Below are 16,192 nucleotides of genomic sequence, written 5' to 3'. Positions count from 1 at the left end.
TTCGAGACCGTTTCACCGGCCCCTCCGGGCTTTCCCTTCGTTGTCTCCAGCTTAGCAGATCCGATTTCCTTCTCTGCCACCCTCTGGAGGGGGTTTCGCCGTCCGGCTTTCGCTTTTCGGCTTTTCCGACTCTATCAGACCGTTTCCGGCCTGATCCCCGGTCAGCGGGGCTTGTCCTCGCGGCCGTTGGGCCGTTCCGACTGGTGAAACATTAGCGGATCAGTGGCGCCCGATGCCAATCGAGCAATTCCGTCGATCCTCATTCCGAAAAACGCACACGCGAACGAGACGGCACGAAGCCGTTCATCGAGGTGGGCCCTGCGGAATGGCTGCCCGGGGACCGACCGGAGTCGGTGTTCACCGGCGGGCAACTCGGAGAACATTACGGATCCCCCGTACGTCTGTCAAACCGGGGCAGCCGGGTCAGTCCAGGTCCCTCAGGCGGCCGCCGGCGTCCGGCTGGTCGGCCTCGACGCGGCGGAGGAGACGGGTCAGGAGGTCGCCCAGGACGTTGCGTTCGTCGAGGGCGAGGTCCTGGAGGAGGTCCGCTTCGAAGACGGAGGCCATGCGCATCGTCTCCAGCCACTTGCTGCGGCCGAGGTCGGTGAGCTCCACGATGACGCGGACGCGGTTGCTCTCGTCACGCTCCCGGGTGACCAGACCTTCCGCCACCATGCGGTCGATGCGGTGGGTCATGGCGGCCGGGGTGAGACCGAGTCGCTTGGCCAGGTCGCCGGGGCCGAGGCGGTACGGACGGCCCACGACCACAAGGGCCTTGAGGACCTCCCACTCGGCGCTGGTGATGCCGACGGCCGACAGGTGCCGGCTGTAGCCCACGTTCATACGGCGGTTGAGCCTGCCCAGGGCCGTGACGATCTTCTCGACCTGGGGGTCCACCTCGGGGTATTCGCGCTGGTAGATCGCGATCTGCTCATCGAGGTCCAGCTCCTGCGGGGTGCCGGCAGGGCCGTCGGCTGCACTCGTCATGGCAGGAGTGTCCCACGAAACTCGTTGGCCCTAAAGACTTCCGGCATGTACTGTTTAGCTTCGAAGTTTAAAGTTGAAGTCTTCAAGTTCGAGGACTACTGAGCTAAGGGGTGAGTGTGACCACCGCGATGGGCGCCGCGCTGCGCCGGATCCAGCTGGGCAACGCGCTGAGCGCGTTCGGCAACGGTTTCACCGTCCCGTTCCTGTTCGTCTACGTGGCGCAGGTGCGGGGACTGGGAGCGGGCACGGCGGGTGTCGTGCTGTCCGCGTTCGCCGTCGCCGCGCTCGCCGTGCTGCCGTTCACCGGTCGGACGATCGACCGGAGCGGCCCGCTGCCCGTGCTGCTGACCGGTGCGTGCGCGGCGGCGGTGGGCTCCATGGGCTTCGGGCTCGCCTCGAGCGCCCCCCTGGTGATCGCCGCGTCCGCGGTGATGGGCGCGGGCATCGCCGTGATGCAGCCGGCGCTGGCCACGCTCATCGTGTGGTGCTCCACGCCGAAGACGCGGTCGCGGGCCTTCGCGACGCAGTTCTTCCTGAGCAACCTCGGGCTGGGTGTCGGCGGCCTGCTGGGCGGGCTGCTGGTCGACACCTCGCGGCCGGACTCCTTCACGCTGCTGTTCTCGATCGAGGCCGCGATGTTCGTGGTCCTCGGTGTCGTCGCGGCTTCCGTGCGGCTGCCGAAGGCGGCGCGCATGGAGGCGGCGCCGACGGACCAGGCGGCCGGCGGTTGGCGGGCGCTGTTCGCCGACCGGGCGATGGTGCAGCTGTGCGTGCTGGGCGGGGTGCTGTTCTTCGCCTGCTACGGGCAGTTCGAGTCGGGGTTGTCGGCGTACGCGGTCGAGGTGACCAAGGTGTCGCCGGCGACGCTGGGCGTCGCCCTCGCGGCGAACACCGCGGCGATCGTGGTGGCGCAGTTCCTCGTCCTGCGCCCGGTGGAACGGCGGCGGCGCAGCCGGGTGATCGCGGCGGTCGGTCTGCTGTGGGCCCTGGCGTGGGTGGTCGCCGGTCTCGCGGGGCTCACGGGCTCCGCGCACGGGATCGCGACGGCCATGCTGATCGGCACGTACGCGCTGTTCGGGCTCGGCGAGGCGATGCTGTCGCCGACGGTCGCACCGCTGGTGGCGGACATGGCGCCGGAGCGGATGGTCGGCCAGTACAACTCGGCGTTCGCGCTGGTGAAGCAGTTGGCGCTGGCCGTGGGCCCGGCGGTCGGCGGGCTCATGGCGGGCAGCGGGATGTACGCCGAGTACATCGTGATGCTGGTCGCGTGCTCGCTGGCGGTCAGCGTGCTCTCGGTGCGGCTGGGCCGGCGTCTCACGGTCGGGCAGGACGCGCCGCTGCACGAGCCCGTGCTGGCGGCGTGATCCTCCCTCAGGTGGGGAGCGCGAACTCGCACCACACCGCCTTGCCGCCGCCCGGGGTCCGCCGGGATCCCCAGGCGGACGCGATGGTGGCGATGATGGAGATGCCCCGGCCGGCTTCGTCGGCCGGTTCGGCGCGGCGGCGGCGCGGCAGGTGGTCGTCGCCGTCGGTGACCTCGATGATCAGGCGCCGGTCGGTGCGGCGCAGCCGCAGCCGCATGGGCGGGACGCCGTGCTGGAGCGAGTTGGCGACCAGTTCGCTGGCGGCGAGGACGCCGAGGTCGACGAGTTCGACGGGGAAGCGCCAGGAGGTCAGCACGCCCTGCGCGAAGGCGCGGGCACGGGGGGCCGCCTCGATGCCGCCCAGCAGTTCCAGGGAGGCGTTGCGGAACAGCTCGGAGTCATTGCCCTCGTGCTGCGGGTACTGCATGACGAGCACGGCGACGTCGTCGGCGTGCTCGGAGGTGACCCCGAGGGCGCGCAACAGGCGGTCGCAGATGACCTGGGGGCTGCCGGTGGCACCGGCGAGGGCGTTCATCAGGGCGGAGACGCCCTCGTCGATGTCCTCGCCGCGGCGCTCGATGAGGCCGTCGGTGTAGAGCACGGCGGTGGCACCGGGCCCGAGGGGGACGGAGCCTGAGGTGTGGACCCAGCCGCCGGTACCCAGCGGCGGGCCGGTGGGTTCGTCGGCGCGGCGGACGGTTCCGTCGGCGTCGCGGACGACGATCGGCAGGTGGCCGGCGGAGGCGTACGCCAGCCGTCCCTCGCTGGGGTCGTGGACGGCGTAGACGCAGGTGGCGATCTGGGTGGCGTCGATCTCGGCGGCGAGGCCGTCGAGGAGCTGGATGACCTCGTGCGGGGGCAGGTCGAGGCGGGCGTAGGCGCGGACGGCGGTGCGCAGCTGCCCCATGACGGCGGCGGCGCGCACGCCGCGGCCCATGACGTCGCCGATGACGAGGGCGGTGCGGCCGGCGCCGAGGGTGATGACGTCGTACCAGTCGCCGCCGACGGCGGCGTCGGTGCCGCCGGGCTGGTAGGTGGCGGCGACGCGCAGGTCGTCGGGCTGTTCGAGCTCCTGGGGGAGCAGGCTGCGCTGGAGGGTGACGGCGGTCGCGTGGAGGCGGCGCTCGCTCTCGCGGAGGCGTTCGGCCGCCTGGACCTGGTCGGTGACGTCGGTGGCGAAGACCAGGACACCGCCGGTGTCGCCGCCGTCCTTCACCGGGACGGGGCTGCAGGTGAGGGTGAAGTAGCCCTGCCGGGTGGCGGTGGCGACCCTGCGGGCCTTGACGGTGCGGGGCTTGCCACTGCGGAAGACCTGGTCCATCAGGGGGAGCAGACCGAGCTCGGCGAGCTCGGGGAGGGACTCGCGGGCCGGCTCCCCTGCGGTGCGGGGGCCGAAGACCTCGGTCCAGGCCTCGTTGACGTACCCGAGGTGGTGCGTGGGCCCGTGCGTGACCGCGATGAGGGCGGGCAGCCGGCCCAGCACCTCGCGTACGGGGAGCGCGTCGAGGGTGTGCGCCGGCGCGTCGGGGTGCTCGGCGGCCTCGCCGCGCGCCGCGGGGACCGCTCCGCCGGACGGGGGTTCGGCACCGGCGGCCGCCGCCTGGGCATTGCGTCGTTGTGTTCCGGGGAGCCGGGCGCTCCAACGCGTGAGGTTCAAACGTCCGATTCCTCGTATTTGTCACTCTTTGCAGGTGCTGACGCACGCTTGGTCACGGGGTCCAGTGTGGCCGACCCACCGCTCCGGGGGAATCGGCCACCGCATCCGCACTGGCGGTCAGGGCGCGTCGGGCTTGCGGCCGGTCTCCGCGGCGAGCTCGAACTCGGCGCGGGGGTTCTCCAGTGAGCCGAGCGAGACGATCTCCCGTTTGAAGAGCCCGGACAGGACCCATTCGGCCAGGATGCGCGCCTTGCGGTTGAAGGTGGGCATCCGGCTGAGGTGGTACGCGCGGTGCATGAACCAGGCAGGGTAGCCCTTGAGTTTGCGCCCGTAGACCTGTGCCACGCCCTTGTGGAGGCCGAGTGAGGCGACCGAGCCCGCGTACTCGTGACGGTAGTCGGTCAGCGGCTCGCCGCGCAGGGTCGCGATGATGTTGTCGGCCAGGACCCGGGCCTGGCGCAGGGCGTGCTGGGCGTTGGGCGCGCAAAGCGCCTCGGGGTCGTCGGAGGTGACGTCCGGGACGGCGGCGGCGTCGCCCGCGGCCCAGGCGCCCTCGGTGCCGGCGATCCGCAGGTCCGCGGTGCACTTGATCCGGCCACGCCCGTTGAGCGGCAGGTCGGTGCGGGAGAGCACGGGGTGCGGCTTGACCCCGGCCGTCCACACCAGGGTGCGGGTGGGGAGGCGGGAACCGTCGTCGAGGACGGCGATGCGGTTCTCGCAGGACTCCAGCCGGGTGTTCAGGCGGATGTCGACGTTGCGGCCGCGCAGCTCGCGGACGGCGTACCGGCCCATCTCCTCGCCGACCTCGGGGAGGATGCGGTCGGTGGCCTCCACCAGGATCCACCTCAGGTCGTCGGCCTCGACGTTGTGGTAGTAGCGCACCGCGTAGCGGGCCATGTCCTCCAGCTCGCCGAGGGCCTCCACGCCGGCGTAGCCGGCGCCGACGAAGACGAAGGTCAGGGCGGCCTCGCGGACCTCGACGTCCCGGGTGGAGGAGGCGATGTCGAGCTGCTCCAGGACGTGGTTGCGCAGCCCGATGGCCTCCTCGACGGTCTTGAAGCCGATGCCGTGCTCGGCGAGGCCGGGGATCGGCAGGGTGCGGGAGACCGAGCCGGGTGCCAGCACCAGGTGGTCGTACGGCAGCTCCAGCGCGGCGGAGCCCTCCTCCTTGGTGGCGAGGGTGGTGAGGGTGGCGACCCGTTTGCCGTGGTCGATGCGCCGGGCCTCGCCGACGACCAGCGTGCAGCGGTCCAGGACCCGGCGCAGGGGCACCACGACGTGGCGCGGCGAGATGGAGCCGGCCGCCGCCTCGGGCAGGAAGGGCTGATAGGTCATATAAGGCTGCGGTTCGACCACGACGATTTCCGCTTCGTCGCGCTTCAGCCTGCGCTGCAGCCGCAAAGCGGTGTACATGCCCACATAACCGCCGCCGACGACCAGGATGCGTGGGATCCCGGATTCTTCTGCCGCACCGGACGGCCCCTTGAGTGCTGCCATCGTCCCATGAGGCAATGGGCCATCGGGGTTTGTCCACAGGGCGTACGGCAATGAATGGCCGAATCCTGTTCTCCGGCAGGTCACGGGCGGGTTGCCGACCGGTGTGAAGTGCCGGAACGGAGAATCGGCGGCCGTGGTACTCCGATCGTGGGTGGACTCCCCCTTCATTCTTGACCGGGGCTCAACTATGTTCGTATCCGGCCGGGGTGCCCGTGCGGCGTCGTCCGCCGTCTCCCGGCGATCATGGGGTGGGGAGTCTCCGGGGGGAGACGCGATTAACCGGGGGATACACATATGCATATCCAGGACCCTCAATGGGCGATGACCGCGACCGTCAGCGGTCATCCGGAAACGGTCGTACGGGGTGTCGGCGGCAGTCGTACGTCGCCGTTGCGCGTGGACGCGCAACGCAACCTCGAGCACGTGCTGCGGGCCGCCCGCGAGGTCTTCGGCGAGCTGGGGTACGGCGCGCCGATGGAGGACGTGGCGCGGCGGGCCCGGGTGGGCGTCGGCACCGTCTACCGGCGGTTCCCCAGCAAGGACGTGCTGGTGCGGCGCATAGCCGAGGAGGAGACGGCACGCCTGACGGAGCAGGCGCGCGCGGCCCTGGGCCAGGAGGAGGAGGCCTGGTCGGCGCTGTCCCGCTTCCTGCGGACGTCGGTGGCCTCCGGCGCCGGGCGGCTGCTGCCGCCGCAGGTGCTGCACGTGCAGCCGGCCGGTACCTCGGACGGGGCGCGCGTACCGCAGCAGCGCGGGGCGGGGGAGGACGTCGCCTCGGGCGCCGGTGTGGCCACGCTGCTGGACGTCGTCGGACAGCTGGTGGAGCGGGCGCGGGCGGCCGGTGAACTGCGCGCGGACGTGTCGGTGGCCGACGTGCTGCTGGTCATCGCCACCTCGGCGCCGTCCTTGCCGGACCCCGCCCAACAGGCGGCCGCCTCGGGCCGGTTGCTGGACATCCTGCTGGAGGGGCTGCGCTCCCGTCCGGGAGCGTGAGGCTGACCCGTTCAGGTGATGACCCGCGTCCGGGGGGTGAAACTCCCCGGACGGGTGGTTCTGGTGCTTGACAGCTCGTCGGACGGTACGGGTGTGCCACTCTTACGCCCGTGGATGAAGGAAACGGGGAGTCCGGTCCACCCGCGGAGGCGGGGGCGGACTCCGGTGCGGACCCGCCGTCCGGCCGTGTACCCGGGCAGCGGGATCCGCTCGCGGAACGCCTCCCCGAGGCCCCGGACACCCCCGGGGCGCAGCTGTCCGACGCCGACCTGGTCGCCCGTGTGCGCGGCGGCGACGACAGCGCGTACGAGGAGCTGTACCGGCGGCACGTGGCGGCCGTGCGGCGCTACGCACGGGGCTGCTGCCGTGACCGGCACACCGCGGAGGACCTGACCGGCGAGGTCTTCGCCCGCACGCTGCAGGCGATCCGCGGCGGCAGCGGCCCGGACGCCGCCGTGCGGGCCTACCTGCTCACCACGGTGCGGCGGGTGGCCGCGTCGTGGGGCAGCACCGCCAAACGGGAGCAACTGGTCGACGACTTCGCGGTGTTCGCGGTCACGTCGGCCGGTGCCGCGGCGGGCGAGGGCGCCCAGGAGCTGGGTGCGGACGTGCGCGCGATGCACGAGGCCGAACGCTCGCTGGCCATCCAGGCCTTCCGTACGCTCCCCGAGCGCTGGCAGGCGGTGCTGTGGCACACCGCGGTCGAGGAGGAGTCACCCAGCAAGGTCGCTCCGTTGCTCGGCCTGACGGCCAACGCGACGGCCGTCCTCGCACACCGCGCCCGCGAGGGACTGCGCCAGGCCTACCTGCAGGCGCACGTCTCGTCCTCGTTGACCGCCGAGGGGGCCTGCGCGCGCTACGCGGACCGGCTCGGCGCGCACGCCCGCGGCGGTCTGCGGATGCGGGCCGACCGGGAGCTGCGCAAGCACCTGGAGGAATGCGCCAAGTGCCGCCTCGCGGCGGCGGAGCTGGCGGACGTGAACGCGGCGCTCAAGGGGCTGCTGCCGGTCGCGGTCGTCGGCTGGTTCGGCGCGGCGTACGCGGCGAAGGCGGCGGGCATCGCCGCGGGCGGTGCGGCGGCCGGTGCCGGCGCGGGTGCCGCGGCCGCCGCAGCGTCGGGCGGCGCTTCGGGCGGTGGTGCGGCGGCGGGTGCCGGTGGTGCGGCGGCCGCCGAAGGGGCCGCCGCACCGGTGAAGATCACCGTTGCCGCTGGGCTGGCGCTCGCGGCGGCCGGTGCCGTGGTGGCGATCGCCCTGACCGGGAACGACAGCACACCCTCGCCGCAGGTGGAGAGCAAGCCCTCGGCCGCGCCGGTCGTACCGGCGCCGGCCCCCACACCGACCCCCTCGCCGTCGCGGCGCTCCCCGGCGCCGAGCCCGACGCCGTCCGTCCAGGCTCCCGTACGGGCCGTCACCCCGACCCCGACGCCTTCGGCGCGCCCCGTCGAGGAGCCGGCGCCCACACCCAGCGAGCCCCCGGCGCCGTACCCCAGCCGTACCCCCGGGCCGACGCCCACGCCCACACCGACGCCGACGCCGACCCAGGCGCCCGAGCCGGTGGTCTACCGGCTGAGCGCGCTCGGGCACGGCGTCCTCGGCCGGTCGGACCGGCCCACGATCCGGCTCGGCGACTGGGTCTGGCAGCGCTGGGGCCTCGGCATCGACGGCACGCGCTACCCCGACGGCGTCACGGTCGGTGCGCCGTCCACCGTCACCATCGACCTCAACCGCTCCTGCACCGCCTTCGACGCCGTCGTCGGCATCGACGACGTCGCACTGGGCTTCGGCGCGGCGCGTTTCTCGGTCCACGGCGACCACGGGCGGTTGTGGCGCTCCGAGGTGCTGCGCGGTGGTGACCCGGGGGTGCCGGTGCACGTGCCGATCGCCGGCAACGCCCGCATCCGGCTGACGGTCGAGCCGACGCGCAGGTTCCACCTGGTGAACGTCGCGGACTGGGCGGTGTCGCGGATCACCTGCGACTGAGTTGTGCCGCCGCTCCCCGCCGGTTCAGCCGGCGGGGACCTCGCACGCTCCGTCGGCGCAGGCGTCCGCCGCGGGGGCGGCGGGTACCGTGCCGGTCTCCTGGGCGACCTGCTCCAGCACGCGCAGGAAGGTCGAGGTCTCCTGGCCGCCCTGGACGGCCCACTTGCCCTCGAAGACGAAGGTCGGGACGGCGTTCACACCGATGCTGCGGGCGTCGTCGATCTCGGCCAGCACCTCCGCGAGGCCCTCGTCGGAGGCGAGGAAGGCGGCCGCGCGGTCGCGGTCCAGCCCGGCCTCGGCGGCGAGCGCGGCCAGGGTGCCGCGGTCGCCGACGTCGGCGCCCTCGGCGAAGTGCGCCACGAGCAGCCGGTCCTTGAGCGCGGCCTGCTCCTTGGCGCCGTACGCGTCCAGGGCGTGCCAGAGCAGGCGGTGGGCGAGCAGCGTGTTGTTCTCGATGGCGCGGTCGAAGTCGAAGGCGAGGCCCTCGGCGCGGCCGAGCTCCGCCACTCGGGCGTCCATCGCCGCGGACTGCGGGCCGTAGCGCTCGTCGAGGTAGGCGCGGTGGGGCTCGGGGGTGTCGGACTTGTCGGGGGCGAGCTGGAAGGGGCGGTAGACCACCTCGACCTGGTCGGCCTGCGGGAAGGCGGCCAGCGCCCGCTCGAAGCGGCGCTTGCCGACGTAGCACCAGGGACAGGCGATGTCGCTGTAGATCTCGACCTTCATGCTCTCTCCGTCACCAAAACCGTCAGTTGAATCCTCAAGCCTGCAACGAAGAGCCCGTCCCCGGCCATTCCCCTAAGCGATCACCTCGGCCAGCAGCGCGTAGGCGCCCTCGCCGCCCAGCCCGTGGCCTGCGGTGCGGGCCCGCTCGTACGGCTCGTCCCCCAGGGCCGCACGGGCCGCCGCCTCCACCGCGCGCACCCCCTCCTCCTCCGGGACCGGGCGCGGCAGGTCCGCGCGCAGGCCGTCGGCCGCACCGTGCAGCCGGGCGGCCCGTACGGGATCGCCGACGGCCACCAGCACCTCGGCGGCGTACTCGGCCACCGCCGCCAGACGCGGTTCGGCGCAGAAGCCGTCGAGTCCCGCGCGCAGTGCCTCCGCGAGCCCGGCCAGGGCACCCGCCGTGTCGCCCTCGGCGGCGGCCACCCGGGCCGAAAGGCTCGCCACGAGCAGCTCGAAGTCCGGTGGGGGCGTGCCCAGACGGCCCTCGCTGTGCGCGAGGTCGACCAGCTCCCGGGCCTCCCGGAGCTCGCCCCGGCGCAGCACGATCGTCGCCAGCAGCGCTCGGATGTAGGCGCGGGCGTCCCACACCCCGTACTGCTCGGCCTCCTCGGCCGCCTGGCGCAGCAGCTCCTCGGCGCGGGCGTCGTCGCCCTCGCGGTGGGCCACCTCACCCATGCGGGAACGGACGAAGATGCCCTCGACGTGCGCGCCCAGTTCACCGCCGAGCCGCAGGGCCTCCTCCAGGTCCGCCCGCGCCGCCGCGTAGTCGCCGTACGCCAGCGCCATCTCGGCACCGGCCTCGCAGACCTGGGCGCGCATCCAGCGGTCCCCGAGCCGCTCGCTGAGTTCCAGCAGCTCCGGCCAGTCCGCGTCGGCCCGGGGGAGCCCGCCGGGGAGGTCGATCGTGATGTGCGTACGGAACATCAGCGCCGCCGCCAGTTCCCACGCGCCGCCGTACGCGCGGCAGGTGGCCACCATCGTGTCCGCGTGCCCCCGGATCGCCTCGTGGCGGCCCACGACGTAGTCGCAGAACGGCCACAGCATGCCGGGGAAGCGCGCCGAGTGCGGGCCCGGCACGCTGTACACCTCGACGATCCGCGAGGCCAGCGCCAGCATCTCCCGGCTCTGCATCTCCTCGCGGGGGATGGTGTCGCTGACCACGAAGAGGTGGAGCAGCCGCAGGTTCATGCGCGACCAGAAGCCCGGGGCGCCGGGATCGTCGGGGAGTTCGGCAAGCCCGATGAGCCGGACGAGCCACTCCCGCGCCTCGTCGCGGAAGTTGCGCAGCCACCAGAACCAGCCCATGGCCAGGGCCAGTTCGATCCCCTCGGCCTCGTCCCCCGCGTCGATCGTCCGGCGCAGCACGGCCCGTACGTTGTCCAGGTCCGCCTCCACACGGGCCGCCCAGACCAACTGATCGGGGCCGCGCAGGCCGGAGTCCGCGGTGCGGGCGAAGTCCGCGAAGTACGCGGTGTGGCGGCGGGCCGCCTCCGCCAGGTCGGCGGGATCACCGGCGGCGCGCTCGGCAGCGTACTCGTGGATCGTCTCCAGCAGCCGGTAGCGCACCTCCTCCGCGCCGTGGTCGACGACGACCAGGGACTTGTCCACGAGCTGGCCGACCAGCTCCAGCGCCTCCTCCCCGCACACGGCCTCCGCCGCCTGCAGCGTGCAGCCGCCGGCGAAGACGCTCAGCCGGCGCAGCGTCGTGCGTTCCGCCTCGCCGAGCAGGTCCCAGCTCCAGTCGACGACCGCGCGCAGCGTCTGCTGGCGGGGCAGCGCGGTGCGGCTGCCGCCGGTCAGCAGCCGGAAACGGTCGTCGAGGCGGGCCGCGATCTGCCGCGGGGTGAGCACCCGCAGCCGCGCGGCGGCCAGCTCGATGGCCAGGGGCAGCCCGTCCAGGCGGCGGCAGATCTCGTCCACCGCCGCCGTGTGGTCGAGGTCCGCGTCGAACCCGGGACGCACGGCCGCCGCGCGCTCCACGAACAACCGGTGCGCGGTCGGCAACGGCAGCGGCTCGACCGGGCGCACCGTCTCGCCCTGCAGGCCCAGCGGCTCGCGGCTCGTGGCGAGCACGGTCACACCGGGGCAGGCGGCGAGCAACTGGTCGGTGAGGGCGGCCGCGGCGTCGATGACGTGCTCGCAGTTGTCGAGCACCAGCAGCATGCGGCGCTGCGCGCAGTGCTCCAGGAGCCGGGCGGCCGGGTCGGCCTCCTGGCCCGCGCTGCGCACCTCTCGGGCGGCGGCCAGCACGGCCGTGTCACGGCGTCCGATCGCGCTCAGCACCGCGTCCGGCACGGCGGCGGGGCGGTCCAGCGGGGCGAACTCCGCCAGCCACACCCCGTCCGGGTACGCGGAGGCCCCGGCCACCGCGGCCGCGGCCTCCTGCGACAACCGCGTCTTGCCCGAGCCCCCGGGGCCGGTCAGCGTCACCAGGCGGTGCCTGCCGTCGGTCAGGCTCGCACGCAGCACGCCCAGTTCGGCCTCACGGCCGACGAAGCTGGTGAGGCGGGCCCGCAGGTTTCCGGTGCGGGGCGGGGCGGCGGGGGCGGGGGCGGGAGTGGCCGTCGGGGCCGGCGCTTGCGGTTCGGCCGACAGCAACTGGGCGTGCAGGGTCTTGAGTTCGGCGCCCGGGTCGGTGCCGAGGCGGTCGGCGAGGGCCAGGCGGGTGTCCTCGTACGCGGCCAGGGCGTCGGCGGAGCGGCCCGTCGCGCGCAGCGCCCGTATCAACTGCGCCCGGAACGGCTCGTGCAGCGGGTGCTCGGCGACCAGCCCGCGCAGCTGCGGCAGCAGTTCACCGGCGCGGCCGAGCACCAGGCACGCCTCGATGCGGCGGTACGTCGCGGTCAGCCGCAGGTCCTCCGCCCGGGCGGCGGCGGAACCCCGGTCGGGCAGGTCCGCCAGGGCGGGGCCGCGCCACAGCGCGAGCGCGGCCTCCAGGGTCTCCGCGGCGGCGTCGGGGTCACCGGCGTCGAGGGCGGCACTGCCTTCGTGTGCCAGGCGCTCGAAGAGGTGGAGGTCGACGTCGTCCGGGGTGGCCGTGACCAGGCGGTAGCCGGCGGGGCCCGAGGCGATCGTGTTGTCCTGGGACCCGAGGGCGCGGCGCAGCCTCGACACGAGCGCCTGCAGTGCGCCGGGAGCGTCCTGGGGCGGCTCGTCGCCCTCGCCGCCCCACACCTCGGCGATCAGGGCGTCCGTAGACACCGCGTGCGGGGCGTGCAGCGCGAGTGCGGCGAGCAGGGCCCGCAGCCGCTTGCCGCTGCCCAGCGGCACGGGCGCGCCGGTGGGGCTGCGCGCCTCCGTGGCGCCGAGGATCAGGTACCGCACGGGGCCATTCTTACGGTGCGGGCTCTGCGAGGCGAAGCCGTTTCCCCATGCGGGTGCGTTGCGCTTCGCGGACCGGGGTTCGCGGTACGGCCCGTCGTTCGTGTGTCGGTGCGTGGCGCCTGCGGCGGGCATCCCCCCGCCCGCCCCTCCCGATTGCCCGGCGCGGTCAGTGCGGGCCTGCGCACCATGTGCCGGAGTCGGGGCCGCGCCGGCGCACTCCCCCAGCCTTCGGCCGGGGGGACCCCCACAGCGCTCGCGGTTTACCCCTGCAGTATTCGGCACCGGGTCCGCCGCTCGTCGCTTCCGGGCGCACCCCGCCACACCCCCTCCCGTGTGTCGGGGCGCATGACGGCCGGTGGGGGGCGTCGGGCACCTGCGGCAACCCCGGACCGCTCTCTGAACCCCGTCCGGCCGTTAGCCGCCCAAGCCGGCAGGAGGGGGTGTGGCGGGATGCCCCCATGGGGGTCCCCCCGGCCGAAGGCTGGGGGGAGGGCGGGAAGGCGGGGGAGAAACCACAACCGCAACCACAACGGCGCCGCACCCGCACACCCGGCCGTAAGGGGCACCGCATGCGGAACGGTGCCCCCCGGAGGGCTTAGTTCCGGTCGTCGTCCTCGTCGCGCGGGCCGAGGAGCTCGTCCGCGAGGGAGGGGAGGTCGTCGAGGGGGGTCTCCTCGGCCCATGAAGGGCGGGGGCGGGGGCGGCGCCCCTCCGCGGGGACGGACGGCATCTCGCGCGTGCGCTCGTTCTCCGGGTCACGCGGCGCCGCAGCCGGCTCCTCGGGCCGGAAGATGCCGGGCGGCACACGGTCCGCGGAGGGGACGGGCGGCAGGACGGCCGTGTCGTCCGCAGCGCCGGGAGTGACCGGGGGCAGAACGGCCGTCTCCTCCGCGTCGGTGGGCTCGGTGGGCGCGGCGGGCCGCGGCGGCCGCGGCGTCTCGGCGGTCTTCGTGAAGTCCGGGAAGGCCGGCTTGACCGGCGGCAGGACCGCCGTCGCGTCATCGACCGGCACCGCGCGCAGCACGGCGGTCTCCGCGTCCCCGGCCGCCCCGGCCGAGGGGGCCGGCGGCCGCGGGGTCTCCACGGTCTTCGTCGTGTCCTCCGCCTCGACGCGGGCCTGCTCGGCCCGCATCAGGGCCTCCTCGGCCTTGCGCTGGCGCTCCAGGCGGCGTTCCTCGGCCTCGGCGCGGAGACGGGCCTCCTCCTCGGCCTGGCGGCGCAGGCGTTCCTGCTCCTCGCGGCGGACGCGCTCCTCGGCCTCGCGGCGGGCGCGCTCCTCCTCCGCCTGCCTGCGGGCCTCCTCGGCCTGGCGGCGGGCCTCCTCCGCGGCGGCCTCCTCGGCCTCGAGGCGGGCGGCCTCCTCCGCGCGGCGGCGGCGTTCCTCCTCCTCCGCGCGCAGCTTCTCCAGCTGGGCCTGGCGCTCGCGTTCGAGCCGCTCCTCCTCGGCCTTGCGGGCGGCCTCCTCCTCGGCGCGCCTGCGGGCGTCCTCCTCGGCCTGGCGGCGGGCCTCCTCGCGGGCCTCGACCTCCTTCTCCGACAGGGGGAGGATCTCGTCGAGACGGTGCCGTATCACTGTCGTGACGGCCTCCGGCTCCTGGGCCGCGTCGACGACCAGGTAGCGCGCGGGGTCGGCCGCGGCGAGCGTGAGGAAGCCGGAGCGCACGCGGTCGTGGAACTCCGCGGGCTCGGACTCGAGCCGGTCGGGCGCCTCGGTGAAGCGTTCGCGGGCCGCCTCGGGCGTGACGTCGAGCAGGACGGTCAGGTGCGGGACGAGACCGTCCGTCGCCCAGCGCGAGATGCGGGCGATCTCGGTCGGCGCGAGGTCGCGCCCGGCGCCCTGGTAGGCGACGGAGGAGTCGATGTAGCGGTCGGAGATGACGACCGCGCCGCGCTCCAGCGCGGGGCGTACGACGGTGTCGACGTGCTCGGCGCGGTCGGCGGCGTACAGCAGGGCTTCGGCGCGGTGGGAGAGCCCGCCGCTGGAGACGTCGAGCAGGATCGAGCGGAGCCGCTTGCCGACCGCCGTGGCGCCCGGCTCGCGGGTGACGACGACCTCGTGGCCCTTGCCGCGGATCCACTCGGCGAGGGCTTCGACCTGGGTGGACTTGCCGGCCCCGTCGCCGCCCTCGACGGCGATGAAGAAGCCGGTGGGGGCGGGCGCCTGCTCGGGGTCGCCGCCACGCAGCGCCTCGCGCAGGTCGCGGCGCAGGGGGACGCCCTGGCGGTCGTCGGTCTTGCCGAGGACGAGCGCGGCGACGGGCAGCAGCAGGGCGCCGATCAGCATGAGGGCGTAGGCGGCGCCGCCGTGGTCGAAGGTGAAGTGCCCGTTGACGACGCGGTGCGGGCCGATGCCCCCGGCCAGCAGGGGGGCGCCGACGGCGCCGACCGCCATGAGCAGGCGCGCGACCGCGTGCAGGTGGTCGGTGGCGCGGGCCCGGCGGGACTCCTCGGTCTCCTGGTCGATGAGGACGTGCCCGGTGTTGGCGGTGATCCCGGCCGCGGTGCCGGCGAGCAGCGCCAGCAGCAGCACCGTCGTCGGGTCTGGCACGATGCCGGTCAGCAGCAGGGCCATACCGGTGACGGCGATGGCGATGGCGAGCAGGCGGCGCCTGGACAGTCCCGGGAAGGTGTGCGGGGCGATCCGGATGCCGAGTACGGGGCCCGCGGTGAGCGCCAGCACCAGGAGCCCGTAGCCGACCGGGCCCCCGCCGAGGTCGGCGGCGTGCAGCACGGCCAGCGCCACGGCGGCGGCGATGGCACCGGCGACGGTGGTGGTGCCGAGCACGAGCAGCGGTACGGCGCCGGTGCGCCCGCGGTCGTTGCTGCGCAGGCCCTGCAGCGGGGAGCGGAGCGGGGTCGCCTGGTCGCCCGGCAGCTCCAGCAGGTACAGGACGGCGCCGGAGGCGGCGAACAGCCCGGCGGCGACGTAGGAGGCGAGCGCGGCCTGGTGCAGGCCGAACCAGTCGACGCCGAGGCCGATCAGGTTGCCGACGAGCGTGACGACGACGAGGCCCGCGGCGGCGATCGGGAAGGCGACGAAGCCGGTGCGCTGGTCGAGGCGGCGCAGCGCGTCGAGGCGGTCGGGCAGCGGACGTACCGTTCCTGCGCCGGGCGCGGACGCGGGCAGCAGCCCGGGGGCGGCGCCGTCCTTGGCGACGGTCCACAGCCGCTCGGCCACCCCGGTGACGAAGACGGTGACCAGCAGCCAGGCGACGGCGTCGGCCGGCACCCAGTCGATCCACAGCGGGGCGACGATCAGCAGGGCGAGGCGTACGACGTCGGAGCCGATCATCGTCCACCGGCGGTCCAGCACGCCGCCGGGCCCGGTGAGGGAGCCCAGCGGGCCGAGCAGTACGGCGCCGAAGAGCAGGGCGGCGAGGACCCGCGCCCCGAAGACGGCCGCGACCGCGAAGGCCGCGCCGCGGTATCCGCCGCCGAAGGCCTGGGCGCCGACGGCGGCCTGCGCCGTCAGGACGACCAGGACCAGCAGGGCGAGCCGGTCGCCGACGGTGCCGGTCAGCTGAGCGCCCCACAGCTTGCGCAGGGGAGGGATCTTCAGCAGGGCACCCACGGCGCGTTGCCGCGAGTCGGCCTCGAGTTCGTCGGCGAACGTGTCCGTTGGCTGCTCGGATCGCGTCATTCCGCCAGCCTATCGGGACACGGTG

The 16,192-nt window shown here is 74.2% G+C and carries 9 protein-coding genes; 3 read left to right on the top strand and 6 right to left on the bottom strand.

The features are described 5' to 3' along the window. Nucleotides 1-423 precede the first annotated feature (423 nt). A complete protein-coding gene (locus PV410_RS42985; RefSeq protein ID WP_499513091.1) occupies nucleotides 424-987 on the bottom strand; it encodes a MarR family winged helix-turn-helix transcriptional regulator in 564 nt (187 codons plus the stop codon). 116 nt (nucleotides 988-1,103) lie between these two features. Between PV410_RS42985 and PV410_RS42980 the strand changes: the two genes are divergently transcribed. Beyond that, nucleotides 1,104-2,351: an MFS transporter gene (locus tag PV410_RS42980; RefSeq protein WP_500332123.1), complete on the top strand. Its 1,248-nt coding sequence runs from the start codon at nucleotides 1,104-1,106 to the stop codon at nucleotides 2,349-2,351. Nucleotides 2,352-2,358: 7 nt separating this feature from the next. On the opposite strand, the gene PV410_RS42975 is transcribed toward PV410_RS42980, so the two are convergent. Both PV410_RS42975 and PV410_RS42970 read right to left on the bottom strand, forming a co-directional pair. Next, a complete protein-coding gene (locus PV410_RS42975) occupies nucleotides 2,359-4,008 on the bottom strand; it encodes an ATP-binding SpoIIE family protein phosphatase (RefSeq protein WP_500332122.1) in 1,650 nt (549 codons plus the stop codon). Nucleotides 4,009-4,125: 117 nt separating this feature from the next. Next, nucleotides 4,126-5,505, bottom strand: a complete 1,380-nt coding sequence (locus PV410_RS42970; RefSeq protein WP_500332121.1) for an NAD(P)/FAD-dependent oxidoreductase — start codon at nucleotides 5,503-5,505, stop codon at nucleotides 4,126-4,128. Between the two features lie 294 nt (nucleotides 5,506-5,799). On the opposite strand from PV410_RS42970, the gene PV410_RS42965 reads away from it, so the two are divergent. Both PV410_RS42965 and PV410_RS42960 read left to right on the top strand, forming a co-directional pair. Beyond that, entirely contained in the window at nucleotides 5,800-6,498 is a 699-nt protein-coding gene (locus PV410_RS42965; protein WP_500332120.1) for a TetR/AcrR family transcriptional regulator, read from the top strand. Nucleotides 6,499-6,608: 110 nt separating this feature from the next. Continuing rightward, complete coding sequence (locus PV410_RS42960) at nucleotides 6,609-8,480, top strand: sigma-70 family RNA polymerase sigma factor (protein ID WP_500332119.1); 1,872 nt, start codon at nucleotides 6,609-6,611, stop codon at nucleotides 8,478-8,480. A 24-nt stretch (nucleotides 8,481-8,504) separates the two neighbouring features. On the opposite strand, the gene PV410_RS42955 is transcribed toward PV410_RS42960, so the two are convergent. From PV410_RS42955 to tmk, 3 genes are all read right to left on the bottom strand, one after another. Next, complete coding sequence (locus PV410_RS42955; protein ID WP_500332118.1) at nucleotides 8,505-9,203, bottom strand: DsbA family oxidoreductase; 699 nt, start codon at nucleotides 9,201-9,203, stop codon at nucleotides 8,505-8,507. A 72-nt stretch (nucleotides 9,204-9,275) separates the two neighbouring features. Then, nucleotides 9,276-12,527 (bottom strand): AfsR/SARP family transcriptional regulator, encoded by a 3,252-nt coding sequence (locus PV410_RS42950; protein WP_500332117.1) that lies wholly within the window; start codon nucleotides 12,525-12,527, stop codon nucleotides 9,276-9,278. A 595-nt stretch (nucleotides 12,528-13,122) separates the two neighbouring features. Further along, nucleotides 13,123-16,167, bottom strand: coding sequence for a dTMP kinase (tmk, locus tag PV410_RS42945; protein ID WP_500332116.1), 3,045 nt, complete (start codon nucleotides 16,165-16,167; stop codon nucleotides 13,123-13,125). Between the last annotated feature and the right edge of the window lie 25 nt (nucleotides 16,168-16,192).

This window comes from Streptomyces sp. PA03-5A (assembly GCF_033792725.1).
GTDB lineage: Bacteria > Actinomycetota > Actinomycetes > Streptomycetales > Streptomycetaceae > Actinacidiphila.
The sequence above is the reverse complement of the archived record's forward strand: the minus strand, read 5'-3'. Positions and strand labels throughout refer to the sequence as shown.